Origin of the sequence: Pseudomonas sp. P7779 (assembly GCF_013386315.1) — a bacterium.
Lineage (GTDB): Bacteria > Pseudomonadota > Gammaproteobacteria > Pseudomonadales > Pseudomonadaceae > Aquipseudomonas.
In genome coordinates, this window is the sequence record NZ_JACARZ010000090.1 from 13,041 (window position 1) to 32,780 (window position 19,740).

The following is a 19,740-nucleotide window of genomic DNA, read 5'->3' on the forward strand; positions in this document are numbered from 1 at the left end:
CTCCTACACCGGCAGGTGACCTTCGTGACGCAACTTGTCACCGGCCGGGTTGACCGCTTCGCGCAGGAAGCCAAAGCCGGTGCGCTTGTCGTGGCGAAACAGGGTGTTGGTGACGTACACGTCTTCGCGGATGCCCACCACTTCCACCACTTCGCTGACACAGCGGCGGCCATCGGGCAGGCGCGTCAGCTGGATCACCACATCCAGCGCCGCGCAGATCATTTGCCGCAGGGTTTTTTCCGCGACGACCCGGCCGGTCAGGCCCACCAGGGTTTCCAGGCGCAGCAAGGCGTCCTGGGCGTTGTTGGCGTGCACGGTACTCATCGAGCCGTCGTGGCCGGTGTTCATGGCGGTCAACACATCGATGACTTCCACGCCCCGGATCTCGCCGAGGATGATGCGGTCGGGGCGCATCCGCAGGGCGTTGCGGATCAAGTCACTGGCCTTCACTTCCCCATGCCCCTCGGCATTGGGCGGGCGGGTTTCCAGGCGCACAACGTGGGGATGGCCCAGTTGCAACTCGGCCACGTCTTCGATGGTGACCAGGCGCTCGCGGGGGTTGATCAACTGGCTGAGAATGTTCAGCAGTGTGGTTTTACCGGTGCCGGTACCGCCGCTGATCAGGATGTTGCAGCGCTTGCCGACGGCTTCCTTGAAAAAGTCGAAAATGGCCTGGTCGATGGTTTGCATGGCCACCAGGTCGCTGCTTTTAAGCATGTCCTTGCGAAACTTTCGAATCGACAGGCACGGCCCGTCCAGGGCAATCGGCGGAATGATCGCATTGACCCGGCTGCCATCGGGCAGGCGCGCATCGACCATCGGTGACGACTCATCCAGCCGGCGTCCCAGGGGCGCGAGGATGCGCTGCATGACCCGCTCGACATGGTGGTCGTCAATGAAGCGCAAGTCACTTTGTTGCAGCAGGCCATCGCGTTCGACGAATACCCGGTGCGGGCCGTTGACCAGGATCTCGGTGACGGTCGGGTCGCGCAGCAGCACTTCCAGCGGGCCGAAACCGGTCAGCTCATCGACGATCTCTTCGGCCAGGCGCTCCATCTCATAGCGGGAAATCGCCAGGTGCATACGTGTGATGTATTCGGCCACCTTGTCGATCACAAACTGCGCCAGGGACTGGCGTGTGCCTTCCAGCAGGTTTTTTCCCGAATCCTCGATGGCATCGATGATGTAGCGATGCAGCACCAGCTTCAGGCCGTCGTGATCAGTGTTGCCGACGTTGCCGCGCGGGGCGACGCCAAACAGCTTCTCGCCGTTCATTTGGTCCTCAGAAGGCGGTTGAGCCAATTGGTGGAGGGTTTTTCCAGGCCCTCGGAGCGTTTTGCCAGGCGCTCACCCAAGCCGCGCAACGTCTGTGTCAGGGCTTCCCGTGGGGCCAGGGCGAACAGGGTCTGGGCCTGGTTCTTGGCACTCAGGCGCACTTCCGGGCTCCAGGGCAGGACGGCGATTACCTCCAGCCCGAAGCTCTTGCCCAGTGCCTCCGAGTCCGGGGCGGCCCCCTTTAGGTAGCGGTCTACCAGCAGGCGGGCATGGTCGAGTTTCATGCCTTTTTCCCGCCACAGGTTGAGTACGGCCAGGTTGCGGCGGCAGTCCGGCACGCTTTGGTCGGTGCACCACAGCAGTTTGTCGCAATGGCTGACAAAGGTGCGCAAGGCTTCGCTGTCGGGTTGGCCGGTCAGGTTCACCACGATGTGCTGGAAGTGCTGGCGCAGGGCGCTGAGCAACATGTACAGCTCGGCCGCGCTGGTCCGTTCCAGGGGCTCGTCGTTGTTGTGGTAGGCGAGGATGCGCAGACCGGCTTCGGCGGTGGTGAAGGCGCTGTTGATCAGGGTTGAGTCCAGGCGCCGCAAGTGACGCAGGGCGTCGCCGAAATGAAAAGAACTCTCCAGCCCCAGCAGTGCGAGGCTGTCAGCGAGTGGCAGGCCCAGGTCGAGCAACAGCGTTTGCTGCCCGCTTTTTTGCACCACCAGCGCCAGGTGGCTGGCGATCAGCGCGCCGTCGGCATTGCCTTGGGTGCCGTAGAGCACGGTCAGCCCGCCCAAATGGGTATTCGGGGTGACCGCCGGCAAGCGTTTGCTCAGGCGCCGAACCAGGCCGGCAACCTCACTGGAGCGCGAGCCGTAGGCCACGAAATCCCGTGCGCCGGCGCGCATCGCGTTCAGTACAAGCTGGTTGTCCATGCCATCGCCCAAGGCCACAATGGCAAGCATCGGCTTGGCTTCCAGGGCACCTTCGATCAGGGCGCACTGGGTGGTGACGTGTTCCCGGTCCAGGCCGATGAACACCAGGTTGGCGAACGTCACGTCTACCAGTGCCAACAGTTCGTCGAGGCTGCCGGCACCGGCGCTGACCACTTGCCCCAGGGGCGCGAGTGCGCCCTGAAGCCATTCCAGATCCGTGGTGTTGCGGGTAATTGCCAAAAAGGTCTGGCTCAGGCTCTCACTCATTCGGACAGTCCACTGCGGCGGTCGAAATTGCCGTTTTCGAGGAAATACAGGCGGTACCAGTTAGGGTCGTAATTGCGCAGCTTTTCCCCTGGCAACGAAGGCAGTTGGGCGTTGGCCGCCAAGGGCTGCACGAGGTGCGGGGTGACGATCATCAGCAGCTCTTTTTCCTGGCGATTGATGCTGGAGTCGCGAAAGAATGCACCGAGGATCGGGATGTCACCCAGGCCCGGGAATTTGCTGACGCTGGAGGTGTTGTTGGTGCTGATCAGGCCGCTGATCACGAAGCTTTCGCCGTCGGCCAGGGAGATGCTGGTGTCGGTACGCCGGATGGTCAGCGCCGGCACGGAGATACCCTGGATGTTGACCGCGTTGGTGTAGTCCAGCTCACTGACCTCTGGCGCGACCTTCAGGGAAATTCGCCCATGGTCGATGACGGTCGGGGTCAGGGTCAGGCGAATACCGAACTCTTTGTATTCGATGGAGATGGTGTTGCTGCCGCTGCTGGGCACCGGGATCGGTACTTCACCACCGGCGAGGAAGGTCGCACTTTGTCCACTGAGCGCCACCAGGCTCGGCCGGGCCAGGGTGTAGGCAAAGCCGCTGCTTTCCAGGGCGTTGATCATGGCCGAGACACGGCCGCCGCCAAAGCCGATGTTGAAGGTGTCGTTGTTCACCGGGAGCCCACGGAATCCTGTGGCCGCGGGGTTGGCAACATTGTTCGGGGCGCCGAACAGAAAGTTGCCGCCCCGGCCAAAGATCGAGGTACTGGCCTCCTTGAGTTTGGTGCGGCTCACTTCTACAAAGCGGATGTCGGTTTGCACCTGGCTGGGCAGCGTCGGGTCATCGGACGGCGCCAGGGCCAGGCTGGTCAGGGCTGACGTGGCCTTGCCCTTGACGAACACCATGCTTTGGCGCGGGCTGCTGGAGCAGGCCGTCCAGACCATCAGGCTGGTGGTGCCCGAGGCGATGCCGGTGAGCAGGAACGCCTGGTTGCCGTTGACCTGCACATCGGCCACTTTCGGATCGCCAATGGCCAGCCGCGTAATCGGCACCGGCGACTGGATAGCCTGTTGAGCGCCTTCACCCACCTCCAGCACCGCCGGCAGCTGGCCCAGGCCCGTGCAGTTGCCGGGTGCTGCCAGTGCAACGCCGACAGGCAGGCTCAGGGTGAGAAGTGCCCAGAAAATTCGCGAAAAAGACCACACGAAACGACTGCTCATTCAAGGCATCCTTAGCTCTTTCAGGGCGTTTGTTGGGTAACCTGATTGCCACGTATTACTTCGACGCCTGAACGCCTTGGCGCACCATTGCCAGCGGGACTAAGGCCGTTGACCGGCGCTGTGCTGAAGGCCAGCTGGTTGAACTGGTAGAGCTCGCGCCGGGTGTTTTCCAGGTGGGTCGCGGACTCCGTTTCACCGGCCCAGTATTGGCTCAGCAGTTGTTCGTCGGCACTGCGCACAGCCAGGCGCAGTACGCCGGACTGGGCTGCGAGCATCAGCCGGCTCAGGAGCTCCTCCGGTACCGCGAGGAGTACCGTACGTGCGCTGGCGCGACTCTGCTGCGCCTTGAGTTTTTCGTCGGGGGTGGTCGGTGGCACGGAGCCGGGCGTGCCGTCGTTGGTCAGCCCCAGTTGATCGCCGACGCCCAGCAGGCGCAAGGCGGGCACCACGATTTGTGCGGACTGCTGCGGGTTGCTGGCTTCCTGGCGCAGGAAGAGCAGGACGTCCACATAGTCCCCCGGGGAGAGTTGCCCGCTGGCGCCGATCACTTCATCCACGGCGACGGCAAGCGCGCGTTCGTTAGGGCGGATCATTCGCGCCACGGTGCCGCCGGAGTTGAAGCTCTCCTCGGTCAGCCAGGTCCCGGCCGACAGCGGCCGCCACGGGATCTTGCCCACGGCCTGGTCGAGGCTGGTGAGGCTGCCGGCGGGAACCGTGCGCAGTTTTTCCAGGGTCAGGTCGGCGGCGGTGAGCGCAACAAAAGGTGCAACGTCATGGGCCAGCACCACCACGGGTTGGCGGGTCTGGTCTTCGGCTACGGGTTGCACGACTTCAGGTGATTGAGGCACGGGCGGTGCGACAGGGGCAGGGCGGCTGAGTACCAGGCCCCAGTAGCCTGCAATCAGTGCACCTACCAACAGCAGCCCGGCGAGGATCAAGCTAATCCGACTGTTCATGAAGGCTCTCCCTTTCCTGCTGCATCCACTGCTGTTCCCACTAATGCTTGCGTATCCGAATCGCTTCAAGCTTCTAACTATTTCGCTATTTGAAGGTAGTTCAGCTAAGACAAAACGCCATTACCGGGCGAAAAATATCTCCAGAAACCTCTGCGAAAGTTGGATTTTTGGCGTCAGCCGGCCGACTAATACTTTGTGATTAATCAGTTCTTACAGTTGTTGGTCTGGGGTTTGTTGACAATGCTCTAGTGGCACACCGAAATCATTTTTGTGATGCCGCGATACCAGCGCCGTGGGCGCAAAGGAGAAGTCATTATGTTCCTTGATCTTATTCGCATGGGTTTCATCAAAGTCCAGATTTTTTTCTATTCCAAAGAGGGCGCATCGGGTATCGAATACGCACTGGTTGCGGCGATGGTCGCTGTGGCGCTGGCTGCTTTTATTACACCTATCCGGACGGCCATAACCGGCGTCTTCAACTCGATACAGGCCGGCATTCATACCTGACCCCGGTACTCGCCTAAACGTGCAGGTTCCGCTGAATGATCTATTGCGTATCAGGCATTTCCACATGAACTCCTCTTCGGCTCCCCGGCAACAAATCCTTTTGGTGGATGACGAAGAGGACGCCCTTATTGAACTGGCCGAGTCGCTGGAGAATGAAGGCTTTGTCTGTTTTACCGCGACCTCGGTCACCTTTGCCTTGCAGGAGCTGACCCTGCACCCCGATATCGCACTGGTGATTACCGACCTGCGCATGCCCGAGGAAAGCGGTATTTCCTTGATCAAGCGTCTGCGCGAACACACCGCTCGCCAGCACTTGCCGGTGATCGTCATGTCCGGCCACGCCGAGATGGATGATGTCAGTGACATGCTGCGCCTGCAGGTGTTGGACCTGTTCCGCAAGCCGATCTACCTGGTGCGCTTGATCGATACCCTCAACAACCTCTTCCCCATCCCCAAAATCAGGCTGATGTAGGAGCGAGCTTGTGTGGGAGCGGGCTTGCTCGCGAAAAACGTCAACGATAACGCGGGCAGTCTGGTTCCCCGCGTTGTCTGGACGTTCTTCGCGAGCAAGCTCGCTCCCACAGGGTTCAGAGTTGGTAGCTGAAACTCAGGGTATACCGTGGCCGCCGATTGAAGCTGTCCAGGGCGATATCCGACATTGGCTTGGCCGCTTCCAGCGCGATGTTGTAGTACTTGTTATCCCCGAAGCGCAGGCCCACCGCTGCCGATGACATGTTGTTGCCCTTGGCCGGCAGTTCGTTGAACCAGGTCTTGGCCTTGTCGAGCACCACGTACGGCTGCAGGATTTTTACCCACTCGCCACTGCGGTTGAAGCTGTAGTTGACCTCATACGCCACGCCCCAGCCCTTGTCGCCCGAGCCCTGGTCATCCGGGTAGCCACGCCCGAAATTCTGCCCGCCGAACGTCGCGCGTTCGCTGTCGGGCAGGGTGTCGTTGCTCCAGTAGAAGGCACCCGATGCCACGCCTTGCCAGTTGTCGAAGAACTTGTCGCTCTGTACGCCCGAGACGCGCAGGCGGAAGAAGTCGATGTCGGGTTTTATGCCCTCGAAGTCACTCCGGGTGCTGGCGCCGAGGCCGTCGATGCCCTGGTACAGGCCGGCGCTGACAATGCGCAGTTGGCGCGTGTCGGATTTGCGCCAGTCACCTTCGAACGCCAGGGCGCGCAGGTTGGTTTCCAGGTCGAAACGTTGCGGGAAACCCACCAGTTGATAGCGGGTGGTCTGGTCCACGGCATAGAGTCGCGTGCCCAGGGTCAATGACTCGGTGGGGGAGGCAATCAGCGGATGGCTGAGGCCGACGGAGTAGCGGTCAACCTCCTGGTGTGGCTTGAGTTCAAAACCGCCGTCCAGCTGCACATTGCTGCGCGGGTCGGCGCGGTAGCGCTCGGCGTTGACCACCAGTTGAGTGCCCTCGGCATTCACGAACTGGCTGTAGCCCAGGCGGTAGTAGTGCTCCTTGTCCTCGCCGGGCGGGAACAGGCCGCTGACGCTCAGTTGTTCGCCCATGGATGTCTGGGAATTGCTGGTGCCGGTGATCAGGGCTTGCAGGCCGCCACGGCTGTCGTCCGTCATGCTCATGCTGCTGGTGAAGGGTTTGCGCGAGGCCTGGATCTGCATGCGCGTGCCGCCATCGGTGGTGCCCGGCGGCGGTACTTGCGCCTGCAGCGTTACACCTGGAATGCGGCCCATCAAGGTGGTGTAGCGTTCGAAGGTCTTGCGGGTCAGCGGGCGCTCGGCCAGCAGCTTGGCCGCCAGTTTGTCGACGTAGGTCGAGACCGAGCCAATGTCGCCCTGCACGTTGTAATCCTTGATGTAGCCCTCCACCAGCACCACGCGCACCAGGCCGTTTTCGAAGCGCTGGTCGGGCAGGTACGCGTAGGACAACAGATAGCCGTCCTGCTGGTAGCGGCGGGTGATGCCGCGGGTGGCTTCGATCAGTTGTGCCAGGTTGGTTTCATGGCCAATCAGCGGTTCGAAAACCTTGGCCACATCCTGGAGCGGGTAGATCGTCCCACCGTCGATTTGCAGCTTGCGGATGGTCACTTTGGTGTCCATCAACAATGGCTGGCCCTGGGTTGCCGCCGGCTCGGGCAGTTGGGTCTGTGGGGTGACCGGGCGATAGGCATCGGCGGGGAGGTTGGGTACCGGCAGGTTGCGAATGGTGTCGTTGCTGTTGAGGTAGCTGGGCAGGGTCTCGGCATGGACGCTGGCAGCAATGAGGGTGAGCAGAAACAAAGGCGTCAAGGCGCGCATAGGACACTCCATGGTCAAAACTGCTGCAGCGTTTTCGCTAGGCCCGCCGGGTTCTGGGACACGGTTCGCAAAGCCATTCATTGGCCAATAAAAAAGACGAGAGACTCGTTGGAATCTCTCGTCTCAACCAAGCGTAGGCGCTGTAGGGGAGGCCGTCTAATGGCCAGGTGCAATTCTATTTTTTGCCGGTCAGCCCACCGAGCAGACCTCCCAGGCCGCCGCCTGTGTTTGCATTTGCATTGGCAGTGCCCGTAGCGGTGGCACCGGCACCCACGTTCAAGCCACCGAGCAGACCGCCACCGTTACTGCTGGTGCCGCCGGTTACCAGGCCACCCACCGAGCCGACGGTATTGCCGACGGCATTCAGGGTACCGCCCACAGCGTTAGTCACCGGATTGGCATTCGCCGCCGTCAGGTTGGTGCCCAGGCTGCTGACTGCGCCGCCGACCTGGGTAACCAGACCATTCACCGGTGCGCCGATCCCGGTGCTGGTGCCGATGTTTTGCGTCAGGTTGGCAACACCCGAGGTCACTGGGTTGAGTGCGGTGCCGACATTGGTCGCCAGGCCTGCAACAGGAGCCGTGGCTGCAGTGTTGGCCACGCCATTGCCACCGATCAGGGTGCCGAGCGACGCGACGGTGTTACCCACTTGGCCACCGGTTACACCGGCTGCACTGACAGTGCCGTTGGTGTTGCCGGCATTCAGGCCGTTGCCGACGTTGGCGACAAGACCGCCGACGAGTTCAGGCAGGCCCGATTGAGGGGTCGTGGTAGCCGGGTTGACGTAACCGCTCGACTTATCAAGGGTGGTGCCAACGCCAGTCAACACGCCACCGACGAGTGTCCCGACAGGGTTGCCTGCGCCGCCGGCGCTGGCCACCTGGCCGCCAAGGCCGGTGACAGTGGAGCCGACTTTATCCAGTACGCCGCCGACCGGGTTGCCCAGGCCTGTTTTATTGCCCAGGTTGCCGGTGGTGTTTTCCACCAGGGAGACCACCGGTACCAATACGCTTTTACCCACCGTATTGGTCACGCTGCCCAATGGCCCGGTGGTGCTGGCAGTGCTCAAGGTATCGCCGAGCATGGTGACGGCCTGGCCGACCTGATCAACCACGCCACCTGCCGCACCGCCAACGCCACCGGTCAAGCCGCCGACGACGGGAATGCCGCCAAGGGTGGTGCCCAGGGATTTGCCGGTGTTGGAAACGCCGGTGCCCAGGTCGGCAACGCCATCGGCCACACCGGCAACGGTTGTGCCCACGGAGTTGCTATTGGTACCCAGCGTGCCCAGGCCGTTGCTCAAGCCGCCGCCGATACTGTTGACGGCGGTGCCTGTCGCGGTGACCAGCCCGCCGGCAGTGGTGCCGACAATGGGAACCGTGGTCAGGGTTGTGCCCAGGTTACCTACCGTGGTGCCGACATTACCGACGACACCGCCCACAGCGCCTACTACCTGGCCGGTGACCAGGGGAGTGGTCGAGCCGGTGCCGCCGCCAGTACCACCGCCAGTGCCGCCACCGGTACCACCGCCGGTACCTCCACCAGTGCCGCCGCCGGTGCCACCACCGGTACCTCCACCAGTACCTCCACCAGTACCGCCGCCGGTGCCTCCACCGGTACCTCCACCGGTACCTCCACCAGTGCCACCGCCGGTGCCACCACCGGTACCTCCACCAGTGCCGCCGCCGGTGCCACCACCGGTACCTCCATCAGTGCCGCCGCCAGTGCCACCACCGGTACCGCCGCCGGTGCCTCCACCTGTTCCACCGCCAGTACCGCCGCCAGCATCCGGAGAGGAGGCTGCGACGCTACTGTGATGACCACCACCACCGCTGCTGCAGCCTCCGAGGCTTACTGCCAGAATCAGGGCCAGCGCGGTACTTGCTTTCCACAACACGACTTGAGTTTTCATGATTGAGTTCCTTGCACCTGGTACAGCCTTTGTTGTTTTCGAAGTTCGCTGTTTCTAGGGGCAGCGATACATTCGTCCGTTATGGCTATAACAGTCCCGGGTGCGCGCTCTCGCAACGCTCAACTTGGTATTAACGATTTATATACACGAAGAGTTAGTTTGCTTAACGACTAATACCAAGGGTGTAGAAGGCGGCGGTGTTTAAGTTGTAAGTTTATTAAAATCAATGAGTTGATAAGAGTAGCGAGCTATCGATAGCTCGCTATAACTTAGGATGTATATATACAATTTATCAGGCGATGGGCCGCCAGCGGCCGACCATGTGTTCAATGTCCCCGGCGCCTTTAAGTTGCAGCTCACCGCTGGAGCCGGGGGCGCTGGTGAACAACGTTACCTCACTGGGCAAGCGCACCGGCTTTTTAAACTCGACATCTATCTCGAGATTGGCGGCTGGCAAATGCTCACTCAGTGCCGCCAGTGTGCGGGCCTTGTTCCACAGCCCATGGGCGATGGCCTGGGGAAAGCCGAATAACCTGGCAGTGAGGGCGCTCAAGTGAATCGGGTTGTAGTCGCCGGACACCCGGGCGTAGCGGCGGCCAACATCGGCGGGGGCTTTCCAGCGGGTCAGTTCGGCGACGGCGGCAGGGGGTTGCAGCGGGTTGTCCGTTGCTGCGCCATCGAGTTTCACACCGCGACAGAGCATCCGGCTTTGCGCTTCCCACAGTAGCCCCAGTGAATCCTCGACCGTGGTCACAATATCGAATGTCGCGCCCTTGGCATGGGGCTGCAAATTCTGCGCGTAAACGCCGACCGTCAAGTCACTCACACCGCCCAACGGGCGCAGGATGCGGATCCGGTTGCTCAGGTGGATCAATCCCAGCAGCGGGAAAGGAAATGCCTTGTCGGTGAGCAATTGCATCTGCAGGCCGAATGCCAGGATATGCGGATAGGTGGCCGGCAAGACCGGGCTGTCGGCAAACCCGCAGACCTTGCGATAGGCCGCGACTTCCCTGGGGTTCACACTGACCCGGCAGCGCAACCCTTGCTCGGGCAGCCTGGTGCCGGTGATCTTGCGCTTGAGTGCCGCGCGCCAATACAGCGGCGGCAGGAACGGGGTGCTGCCTAATGTGTGCCACTCCATGCTTACGCTCCCAATAGACTTTGCCCGCACACCCGAAGTGCCTGCCCGCTGACCGCGCCCGACCCCGGCTGGCCGAGCCAGGCCACCGCCTCGGCGACGTCCTGGGGCAAGCCGCCCTGGCCCAGCGAACTCATGCGGCGCCCGGCCTCACGCAGGGCGAAGGGAATGTGTGCGGTCATCTGGGTTTCGATAAAGCCTGGGGCCACGGCATTGATGCTGATCCCGCGCTCACCGAGCAACGGCGCCCAGGCCTGGGCCAGGCCAATCAGCCCGGCCTTGCTCGCGGCGTAGTTGGTTTGCCCGCGGTTGCCGGCGATGCCGCTGATGGATGCCAGCAGCACCACGCGACCGTTGTCGTGCAGGGTGCCGCTGTCCAGCAGCGCCTTGGTCAGCACTTGCGGCGCGTTGAGATTGACTGCCAAGACTGCGTCCCAATATTCCGGCGTCATGTTGGCCAGGGTTTTATCGCGGGTGATGCCGGCGTTGTGCACCACGATGTCGATGCCGTCCGGCAGGTGTTCGATCAGTTGGGTGGCGGCGTCTTCGGCGCAGATATCCAGGGCGATGCTGCGGGCGCCCAGGCGCGCGGCCAGGGCATCGAGGTCGGCCTTGGCTTGTGGCACGTCCAGCAGGATCACCTCGGCACCGTCGCGGGCCAGGGTTTCGGCGATCGAGGCACCGATGCCGCGGGCGGCGCCGGTCACCAGGGCCTTGTGCCCGGCGAGCGGGCGCGTCCAGTCCGCGACCTGGGTCGCGCAAGGGTTCAAGCGAATGACCTGGCCGGAGATATAGGCACTTTTCGGCGAGAGGAAGAACCGCAACGCACCCTCCAATTGATCCTCGGCCCCGTCGCCCACGTACAGCAATTGCAGGACGCCGCCGCTGCGCAGCTCTTTGGCCAGCGACCGGCTGAAGCCTTCAAGGGCCCGTTGGGCACTGGCGGCAAACGGGTCGCCGAGGCTTTCCGGGGCGCGGCCAAGGATCACCAGGTGCGCGCTGTGGTCGAGGTTCTTCATCAACGGCTGAAAGAATTCCCGCAACTGCTTGAGTTGATCGGTGTGCTGCAACTGGCTGGCGTCAAATACCACGGCCTTGAGCTTGGGCCCGTGGCCGGGAATCCAGGTGGTTGCCGCCGACGGTTCGGTGCCGTAGCTATAGATAGCGTCGGTCAGCTTGTTGGCGAACGGCAGGATTTTTGTCGCCAGCGGGCCGCCGCCGATCAGCAGTGCACCCTCCACCGGGCGCAGGCGTCCGGCCTGCCAGCGTTCCAGGCGTACCGGTGACGGCAGGCCAATGGCGGCGACCAGGCGATGGCCGAGGCTGGAGTTGGCGAAGTCGATATAACGGTCAGACATGGAACGCTCTCCGAGTGCTGGGGTTCAAACGGTGGACCATCAATAGGTGAAAGTCGTTCGATTGAGCCTAGGCTAGGCTCAGAGATTCACCCCATAACCTCAAGGGAGCTTTCCATGACTCAATTGCGCCGTGTAGCGATCATTGGCGGTAACCGCATCCCCTTCGCCCGCTCCAACGGCCCTTACGCCACGGCGAGCAACCAGGCGATGTTGACCGCCGCCCTCGAAGGCCTGATCGAACGCTACAACCTGCACGGCCTGCGTATTGGCGAGGTGGCCGCCGGGGCGGTGCTCAAGCATTCCCGCGACTTCAACCTGACCCGCGAGTGCGTGCTGGGCTCGCGCCTGTCGCCGCAAACCCCGGCCTACGATATTCAGCAGGCCTGTGGCACGGGGCTGGAAGCCGCGTTGCTGGTGGCGAACAAGATTGCGCTGGGGCAGATCGAAAGCGGGATTGCCGGCGGCGTCGACACCACGTCCGACGCGCCTATCGGGGTGAATGAGGGCCTGCGCAAAATCCTGCTGCAAGCCAATCGCAGCAAATCCATGGCGGATAAACTTAAAGTCTTGTTACAACTTCGTCCCCATCACCTCAAGCCGGAGCTGCCGCGCAACGGCGAACCGCGCACCGGGTTGTCCATGGGCCAGCATTGCGAGTTGATGGCGCAGACCTGGCAGATCCCCCGCGCCGAGCAGGATCAGTTGGCGCTGGAAAGCCATCAGAAAATGGCCGCGTCCTACGCCGAAGGCTGGCAAAACGATTTGCTCACGCCCTTTCTTGGCCTGACCCGCGACAACAACCTGCGCCCCGACCTGACCCTGGAAAAACTCGCCAGCCTCAAGCCCGCCTTCGAGCGCAGTGAAAAGGGCACCCTCACCGCCGGTAACTCGACGCCGCTGACCGATGGCGCCTCGTTGGTGCTGCTGGGCAGTGAAGCCTGGGCCAAGGAGCGCGGCTTGCCGATTCTCGCCTACCTGCGCGATGGCGAAGCGGCGGCGGTGGATTTCGTCAACGGCGCCGAAGGCCTGCTGATGGCGCCGGTGTACGCCGTGCCGCGCCTGCTGGCGAGGAATGGCCTGACCCTGCAGGACTTCGATTACTACGAGATTCACGAAGCCTTCGCTGCCCAAGTGTTGTGCACGCTGAAAGCCTGGGAAGATCCGGATTACTGCAAGACCCGCCTGGGGCTGGACGCACCGCTGGGCTCTATCGACCGCAGCCGCTTGAACGTCAAGGGCAGCTCATTGGCCGCCGGCCATCCGTTTGCTGCCACGGGCGGGCGTATCGTCGCCAACCTGGCCAAGCTGCTGGACGCAGCCGGCAAGGGCCGGGGCCTGATCTCGATCTGCGCCGCCGGGGGCCAGGGCGTCACCGCGATTATTGAGCGCTGATCTCGGCTATGATCGGGCCGCCGGTCAATTTGGCATATTGGATGCATTCTTAAGCGGTCAAAGGTCGGTACCCTCTCCCCGCGGCGAGAGGATTGCCGTATAACGAGTGCCATACGCGTGTTTGGTAATAAAGGACCCACAATAAAAGCTGATGAAGACTCCTAAACGCATTGAACCCCTGATCGAGGACGGTCTGGTCGACGAGGTGCTGCGCCCACTCATGAGTGGTAAAGAAGCAGCTGTTTACGTGGTGCGCTGCGGCAACGAGTTACGTTGCGCCAAGGTCTACAAGGAGGCGAATAAACGAAGTTTTCGTCAGGCGTCCGAATACCAGGAAGGCCGCAAGGTCCGCAACAGCCGTCAGGCCCGGGCCATGGCCAAGGGCTCCAAGTTCGGCAAGAAAGAAACCGAAGACGCCTGGCAGAACGCTGAGGTAGCGGCGCTGTTTCGCCTGGCCGGTGCGGGTGTTCGCGTGCCCAAGCCGTACGACTTCCTCGAAGGCGTGCTGCTGATGGAGCTGGTGGCCGATGAATACGGCGACGCGGCGCCACGTTTGAACGACGTGACGCTGGAGCCGGACCAGGCCCGCGAATACCACGCCTTCCTGATTACCCAGATCGTGCTGATGTTGTGTACCGGCCTGGTGCACGGTGACCTTTCCGAGTTCAACGTGCTGCTGACGCCGACGGGCCCGGTGATCATCGACCTGCCTCAGGCGGTGGATGCCGCGGGCAACAACCACGCGTTCAGCATGCTGGAACGGGATGTGGGCAACATGGCTTCCTACTTCGGGCGCTTTGCCCCGGAATTGAAGAAGACCAAGTACGCCAAGGAGATGTGGGCGCTGTATGAAGCCGGCACTCTGCACCCGGCCAGTGTGTTGACCGGCGAGTTCGACGAACCGGAAGAGCTGGCTGACGTGGGCGGTGTTATCCGCGAGATCGAAGCGGCGCGGCTCGATGAAGAGCGTCGCCAGGCGATTCGCGCGGCAGACGATGCGCCACCGAGCAAGGCGTCGGAAGAGCCGCCACCGCCGCCTTGGATGCAGTGATCCAACGGCGAGTGGATATCCAAATGTGGGAGCGGGCTTGCTCGCGAAAGCGCTGGTTCAGTCAACTGATGTATTGACTGACACTCCGCATTCGCGAGCAAGCCTGCTCCCACATTAGGTTCCGTGCATGCCTGGTTAAACTTGCTCAGGTGCAACAACTGCCCGACGCCAACTCCCTGAGAATCGGGCAATCCGGCCGGTGATCACCCTGGCAGTGTTCCACCAGGTCCTGCAACGTATCGCGCAATTGCCCCAACTCGCGGATCTTCTGGTTCAGCTCATCGATATGCTTGCGGGCTAGCGCCTTCAGGTCGGCACTCGCACGGCCCCGGTCCTGCCAGAGGGTCAGCAACTCGTGCGGCAGACGATGCGCCACCGAGCAAAGCGTCGGAAGAGCCGCCACCGCCGCCCTGGATGCAGTGATCCAACGGCGAGTGGATATCCAAATGTGGGAGCGGGCTTGCTCGCGAAAGCGCTGGTTCAGTCAACTGATGTATTGACTGACACTCCGCATTCGCGAACAAGCCCGCTCCCACATTAGGTTCCGTGCATGCCTGGTTAAACTTGCTCAGGTGCAACAACTGCCCGACGCCAACTCCTTGAGAATCGGGCAATCCGGCCGATGATCGCCCTGGCAGTGTTCCACCAGGTCCTGCAACGTATCGCGCAATTGCCCCAGCTCGAGGATCTTCTGGTTCAGCTCATCGATATGCTGGCGGGCCAGCGCCTTGACGTCGGCACTCGCGCGTCCCCGGTCCTGCCACAGCGTCAGCAATTTGCCGACCTCTTCCAGGGAAAACCCCAGGTCCCGCGAGCGCTTGATAAACGCCAGGGTGTGCAAGTCATCGGCGCCATAAATGCGGTAGCCGCTGTCGGTGCGATGGGCGGCTTTCAACAAGCCGATGGACTCGTAGTAACGAATCATCTTCGCGCTCAGGCCGCTTTGGCGTGCTGCTTGGCCGATGTTCATGGACGCTCGTCCTCCAGGTCCTTGGGTTTCCAGGTTTTCAACAGCAGTGCGTTGCTCACCACGCTGACACTGGACAGGGCCATGGCCGCGCCAGCCATCACCGGGTTGAGCAGGCCGAACGCCGCCAGCGGAATGCCGATCAAGTTATACACAAAGGCCCAGAACAGATTCTGTCGAATTTTCGCATAGGTCTTGCGGCTGATTTCCAGGGCTGCCGGCACCAGCCGTGGGTCGCCGCGCATCAGGGTAATACCTGCCGCGTGCATCGCCACGTCGGTACCGCCGCCCATGGCGATGCCGATGTCGGCCGCGGCCAGGGCCGGTGCGTCGTTGATGCCGTCGCCGACCATTGCCACCACGCCGGTCTTTTTCAGCTCGGCGACGGTAGCCGCCTTGTCCGCAGGCAACACCTCGGCGTGCACGTCATCGATGCCCAGGGCTTCGGCGACCACGCGGGCGCTGCCACGGTTATCGCCGGTCAGCAGGTGGCTGCTGATATGCCGAGCCTTGAGTGCCTGTATCGCCTGCAGGGCGCCCGGTTTAAGCGTGTCACCGAAGGCAAACAAACCCAGCACGCGGGGCTGCGGGCCTTGCTCGATCAGCCAGGACAAGGTGCGGCCTTCGGCCTCCCACGCACTGGCCGAGTCGGCGAGATCACCGGTGCTCAAGCCGGTTTCTTCCAGCAGGCGACGGTTGCCCAGCGCCAGTTGCCGGCCATCTAGGGTGCCTGCAATGCCACGCCCGGTAAGGGATTGGCTGGCGCTGACATCCGCGACGTTCAAACCTTGTTCGGCACAGGCATCCAGCACCGCCTTGGCCAATGGGTGTTCACTGCCGCGCTGCAGCGCGCCGGCCTGTTGCAGCAGCGCCCCTTGATTGCCGTCAATGGCGGCCAGGTGCGCAATCTTTGGTGCGCCGGAGGTCAGGGTGCCGGTCTTGTCGAACACCACGGCGCTGACTTCATGGGCGCGCTCCAGGGCTTCGGCGTCCTTGATCAGGATGCCGTGGCGGGCGGCAACGCCGGTACCGGCCATGATGGCGGTAGGTGTGGCCAGGCCAAGGGCGCAAGGGCAGGCGATCACCAATACGGTCACCGCATTGATCAGCGCGACCTCCAGCGGTGCGCCATACAGCCACCAGCCGACCAGCGTGGCCAAGGCCAGCACCAGCACCACCGGCACGAACACCTGGCTGACTTTATCCACCAGTTTCTGGATCGGTGCCTTGGCGGCCTGGGCGTCTTCCACCAGGCGGATGATCCGCGCCAGCACGCTTTCCGCGCCGAGGGCCAGGGTACGCACCAGCAGCCGGCCTTCGCCATTGATGGCGCCGCCGGTGACTGCGTCGCCAGGCTGCTTCGGCACCGGCAGGCTTTCACCGCTGATCAAGGCTTCGTCGGCGTGGCTTTGGCCTTCGACCACTTCGCCGTCCACCGGGAAGCGTTCGCCGGGTTTGACCAGCACCAGGTCATTCAGCTTGAGGGCGGTGATGGCGACGTCCTGCTCGCGGCCGTCGATCACCTGAATCGCCCGTTCCGGACGCAAGGCTTCCAGAGCGCGGATGGCACTGGCGGTCTGGCGCTTGGCGCGGCTTTCCAAATATTTGCCCAGCAGCACCAGGGCGATCACCACCGCCGAGGCTTCGAAATACAGGTGGGGCATTGTGCCGGCGGACGCCGTGAGCCATTCATAGATACTCAGGCCGTAACCGGCGCTGGTGCCGATGGCGACCAGCAGGTCCATATTGCCCGCTCCGGCGCGCACGGCTTTCCAGGCCGCGATATAGAAGCGCGCACCGAAGATGAATTGCACCGGGGTGGCCAGGGCAAATTGCACCCAGGCCGGGAGCATCCAGTGCAGCCCGAACGGTTGCACCAGCATCGGCAGCACCAACGGCGCGGCGAGCAGGATTGCCAGCAGCAGCGACCAGCGTTCATGGCTCAGGCGTTGTTCCTGGCTGGCCTGGGTGGCGGTTTCGCTTTGGGGCAGGGTGGCGGTGTAGCCGGCCTTGTCGACGGCGGCGATCAGGACGCCGGGGTCCATCTGGCCGAGCACTTCAATGTGTGCGCGTTCGTTGGCCAGGTTGACGCTGACACTTTGCACCCCGGGCACTTTGCCCAGTGCCCGTTCAACCCGCCCGGCGCAGCTGGCGCAGGTCATGCCGCTGATCGGCAGGTCGAAGGTGGTGGATCCGTTCATGGGCAGTACTCCAGGAGAGATTGCCCCTAGGATCAACCTTGACCTGTGGGGAAGGTCAAGGCGTTAGATCAATGTTTCAGTATTCCAGTGCGGCCGGTTTCAGGTACATGCCGTCCGGCCCTTGCGCGATACGCAACTTGCGCACGTCACCCGCCTTCAACGTAATGTTTTGCGCCGGTGGCGCGAGCATGCCCGGCAAGCAACCCTGGGATTGCCCCGGCAACAACTTCAGGCGCAACGACACATTCCCGGCCGGCAAGTTGAAGGAGGTGGCCTGCTCCTGGAACAGCCGCCCGGCCAACTGGTCCTGGATGTACAAGCCAATCTCGCAGTTGGTCGGCACTTCCAGGCGCTCCCGGGAAATGATCAGCACCGCATAATCTTCATCTGCGCTGGCCGGTGGCACAGCAGCAAACAAGCCCATCAGGCTGACAAGGCCAAAAAATGACCAGCGCATGGCGAATTCTCCGAGGTTCACATCGTGGATAAGTGCAGCTTGGCCGAGGGCGCGAATGAATGCCAGCCCGGCCGATGTTTTCAGAACTTGACCTTGCCATCATGGCAAGGTCAACACTGCGGGCAACCTCATTAAGGGAGTCATGTCATGCAAGTATTCAGCGTTGAAGGAATGACCTGCGGCCACTGTGTCCGCTCGGTAACCCAGGCGGTGCAGGATAAGGACCCGGCGGCCAGCGTGCTCGTTGACCTCGCGGCAAAGGAAGTCAGGGTGGAAGGCAGCCTGCTGTCGCCGGCAGAGGTGATCAACCTGATCAGCGAGGAAGGCTACAGTGTCAAGCTCGCCTGATTTTCTGATAGTTAGCGAGCTAACTTAATGTTCAAGGCACCCGCGCCCGGCTAGACTGTCGGGCTGCCGACTCACCTGGGTGCCTGATGAACCTTCGTATAATCCTGATCTTGGGGGCCTTGAGCGCGTTCGCGCCGCTGGCCATCGACTTCTACCTGCCGGGTTTCCCGGCCATGGCCGTGGCATTCGGCACCGACGAAAAACATATTCAGCTGACCTTGGCCGTGTACTTCACGGGCCTGGCGATCGGCCAGTTGATCTATGGACCGCTGGCAGACCGTTTTGGCCGGCGCGGGCCGCTGCTCAGCGGCGTCACCCTGTTTACCCTGGCGTCCTTCGCCTGTGCGTACGCGCCGTCCCTGGAATGGCTGATCGGCGCGCGTTTCGTCCAGGCCCTGGGCGGCTGTGCGGGCATGGTGATCTCGCGGGCGGTGGTCAGCGATAAATGCGACGCGGTGGGCTCGGCCAAGGTGTTTTCCCAACTGATGCTGGTCACCGGGCTGGCGCCGATCCTCGCGCCGCTGGCGGGCGGGGTGATGGTTGGGGTGTGGGGCTGGCAGTCGATCTTCCTGGCGCTGACGGCGTTCAGTGTGATGGCGGCCATTGCGGTAGCAGTCGGGCTGCCGGAAAGCTTCCCGGCCCATCAACCGCGCCAGCCGCTGTCAGGCGCACTGCGCCAGTACGGCCGGTTGCTGTCGGACCGGGTGTACCTGGGCTATGCCTTGACCGGCGGCATCTCGATTGCCGGTATGTTTGCCTACATCGCGGGCTCGCCCTTCGTCTTTATCAAGCTCTATGGCGTGCCCGCCGAACACTATGGCTGGGTATTCGGCTCGAATGCCGCGGGCTTTATCCTGGTGGCACAGGTCAATGCGCGTTTGCTCGCTTCGCGTGGCCCGGCATTTTTGCTGTCGCGCACGGTGTGGGTTTACCTGGCGGCGGGTCTGTCGTTGCTGGCAATTACTGCGCTGCGCACGGACGCTTTGTGGCCACTGCTGGTACCGCTGTTTATCTGCATCGCCAGCCTGGGCTGCATTTTGCCCAATACCTCGGCCTGCGCCATGAGCGGGCAGGGCGCTCGGGCGGGCAGCGCGTCGGCGTTGCTCGGCTGCATTCAGTTTGGTGTGGCCGCAGGCGCAGCGTCGTTGGTCGGCGTGCTGCACGACGGCACGGCGATGCCGATGGCAATGGTCATCAGCTTGTGTGGCGTATTGGCCGTAACGTTCGCGATGCTGACCCGGCGCCTGCAGCGCCAACGGGCACTGCAAGCGGCGGACTGATCAGGATCAGCCAGCAGAACGCTGCTGGCTTTCGGGGAATCGGTGAGGCGCCTGGATACGGGTTTGCAGGGTGTCGGCAAACGCGCGGGCCTCGGCCTCACTGCGGAAGGTAAAGGCGTTCTGGTCGAGACGGACCTGCCATTTGTTGCCTTCGGATCTTGCTAGCGCTTTTATCAGGATCTTCATTGCTGACTTCCTCACGTAAATTGCGTGGCAAA

General features: G+C 62.5%; 18 protein-coding genes and 1 pseudogene. 6 read left to right on the plus strand and 13 right to left on the minus strand.

Annotated features, from left to right (window positions below; genetic code table 11):
* Window positions 1-3 precede the first annotated feature (3 nt).
* Genes HX869_RS24735 through cpaB form a run of 4 tightly spaced genes read right to left on the minus strand, consistent with a single transcriptional unit; the run spans window position 4 to window position 4,638 of the window.
* Complete coding sequence (locus HX869_RS24735; RefSeq protein ID WP_008438997.1) at window positions 4-1,275, minus strand: CpaF family protein; 1,272 nt, start codon at window positions 1,273-1,275, stop codon at window positions 4-6.
* The gene (locus HX869_RS24740; RefSeq protein WP_177008345.1) at window positions 1,272-2,462 is read right to left on the minus strand and encodes a pilus assembly protein; all 1,191 of its coding nucleotides are present in this window, start codon (window positions 2,460-2,462) and stop codon (window positions 1,272-1,274) included. Before HX869_RS24740 ends, HX869_RS24735 begins: the two co-directional genes overlap by 4 nt.
* A complete protein-coding gene (locus HX869_RS24745) occupies window positions 2,459-3,682 on the minus strand; it encodes a type II and III secretion system protein family protein (protein ID WP_087693097.1) in 1,224 nt (407 codons plus the stop codon). The genes HX869_RS24740 and HX869_RS24745 overlap by 4 nt, the downstream gene beginning before the upstream one ends.
* 20 nt (window positions 3,683-3,702) lie before the next feature.
* Window positions 3,703-4,638 carry a Flp pilus assembly protein CpaB gene (cpaB, locus tag HX869_RS24750; protein ID WP_178903791.1) on the minus strand — a complete coding sequence of 312 codons (936 nt, stop codon included), beginning with the start codon at window positions 4,636-4,638 and terminating at the stop codon, window positions 3,703-3,705.
* A gap of 315 nt (window positions 4,639-4,953) precedes the next feature.
* On the opposite strand from cpaB, the gene HX869_RS24755 reads away from it, so the two are divergent.
* Both HX869_RS24755 and HX869_RS24760 read left to right on the plus strand, forming a co-directional pair.
* Window positions 4,954-5,145, plus strand: coding sequence for a Flp family type IVb pilin (locus tag HX869_RS24755; RefSeq protein ID WP_008438993.1), 192 nt, complete (start codon window positions 4,954-4,956; stop codon window positions 5,143-5,145).
* 64 nt (window positions 5,146-5,209) lie between these two features.
* Entirely contained in the window at window positions 5,210-5,617 is a 408-nt protein-coding gene (locus HX869_RS24760; RefSeq protein WP_003212897.1) for a response regulator, read from the plus strand.
* Between the two features lie 115 nt (window positions 5,618-5,732).
* Here HX869_RS24760 and HX869_RS24765 read toward each other — a convergent pair whose 3' ends face one another.
* The 4 genes from HX869_RS24765 to HX869_RS24785 all read right to left on the minus strand — a co-directional run bounded on the left by HX869_RS24765 (window position 5,733) and on the right by HX869_RS24785 (window position 11,826).
* Window positions 5,733-7,418, minus strand: a complete 1,686-nt coding sequence (locus HX869_RS24765; protein WP_178903792.1) for a ShlB/FhaC/HecB family hemolysin secretion/activation protein — start codon at window positions 7,416-7,418, stop codon at window positions 5,733-5,735.
* 175 nt (window positions 7,419-7,593) lie between these two features.
* On the minus strand, window positions 7,594-9,330 hold the full coding sequence (locus HX869_RS24770; RefSeq protein WP_256736785.1) for a collagen-like triple helix repeat-containing protein: 1,737 nt from the start codon (window positions 9,328-9,330) through the stop codon (window positions 7,594-7,596).
* Window positions 9,331-9,622: 292 nt separating this feature from the next.
* Entirely contained in the window at window positions 9,623-10,471 is an 849-nt protein-coding gene (locus HX869_RS24780) for a MaoC family dehydratase (protein WP_178903794.1), read from the minus strand.
* Window positions 10,472-10,473: 2 nt separating this feature from the next.
* Window positions 10,474-11,826: a 3-oxoacyl-ACP reductase gene (locus HX869_RS24785; protein WP_178903795.1), complete on the minus strand. Its 1,353-nt coding sequence runs from the start codon at window positions 11,824-11,826 to the stop codon at window positions 10,474-10,476.
* A gap of 114 nt (window positions 11,827-11,940) precedes the next feature.
* On the opposite strand from HX869_RS24785, the gene HX869_RS24790 reads away from it, so the two are divergent.
* Window positions 11,941-13,218: an acetyl-CoA C-acetyltransferase gene (locus HX869_RS24790; RefSeq protein ID WP_008438987.1), complete on the plus strand. Its 1,278-nt coding sequence runs from the start codon at window positions 11,941-11,943 to the stop codon at window positions 13,216-13,218.
* 151 nt (window positions 13,219-13,369) lie between these two features.
* Window positions 13,370-14,269, plus strand: coding sequence for a PA4780 family RIO1-like protein kinase (locus HX869_RS24795; protein WP_008438985.1), 900 nt, complete (start codon window positions 13,370-13,372; stop codon window positions 14,267-14,269).
* 145 nt (window positions 14,270-14,414) lie between these two features.
* On the opposite strand, the pseudogene HX869_RS24800 reads toward HX869_RS24795, so the two are convergent.
* The 4 genes and pseudogenes from HX869_RS24800 to HX869_RS24815 form a co-directional block, all read right to left on the minus strand.
* Window positions 14,415-14,624: pseudogene (locus tag HX869_RS24800) on the minus strand (MerR family DNA-binding protein); the annotation flags it as partial.
* A gap of 213 nt (window positions 14,625-14,837) precedes the next feature.
* Entirely contained in the window at window positions 14,838-15,239 is a 402-nt protein-coding gene (gene cueR, locus HX869_RS24805) for a Cu(I)-responsive transcriptional regulator (RefSeq protein WP_008430758.1), read from the minus strand.
* Entirely contained in the window at window positions 15,236-17,437 is a 2,202-nt protein-coding gene (locus HX869_RS24810; RefSeq protein WP_102368020.1) for a cation-translocating P-type ATPase, read from the minus strand. The genes cueR and HX869_RS24810 overlap by 4 nt, the downstream gene beginning before the upstream one ends.
* Before the next feature lie 76 nt (window positions 17,438-17,513).
* Window positions 17,514-17,894: a hypothetical protein gene (locus HX869_RS24815; protein WP_003211148.1), complete on the minus strand. Its 381-nt coding sequence runs from the start codon at window positions 17,892-17,894 to the stop codon at window positions 17,514-17,516.
* A gap of 147 nt (window positions 17,895-18,041) precedes the next feature.
* Here HX869_RS24815 and HX869_RS24820 point away from each other — a divergent pair, with 147 nt between their 5' ends.
* Both HX869_RS24820 and HX869_RS24825 read left to right on the plus strand, forming a co-directional pair.
* Window positions 18,042-18,242, plus strand: a complete 201-nt coding sequence (locus HX869_RS24820; protein ID WP_177020798.1) for a heavy-metal-associated domain-containing protein — start codon at window positions 18,042-18,044, stop codon at window positions 18,240-18,242.
* Window positions 18,243-18,328: 86 nt separating this feature from the next.
* Window positions 18,329-19,522, plus strand: a complete 1,194-nt coding sequence (locus HX869_RS24825; protein WP_003211152.1) for a multidrug effflux MFS transporter — start codon at window positions 18,329-18,331, stop codon at window positions 19,520-19,522.
* A 6-nt stretch (window positions 19,523-19,528) separates the two neighbouring features.
* Here the strand turns inward: HX869_RS24825 and HX869_RS24830 are convergent, their stop codons facing one another.
* A complete protein-coding gene (locus HX869_RS24830) occupies window positions 19,529-19,708 on the minus strand; it encodes a hypothetical protein (RefSeq protein WP_003211153.1) in 180 nt (59 codons plus the stop codon).
* Between the last annotated feature and the right edge of the window lie 32 nt (window positions 19,709-19,740).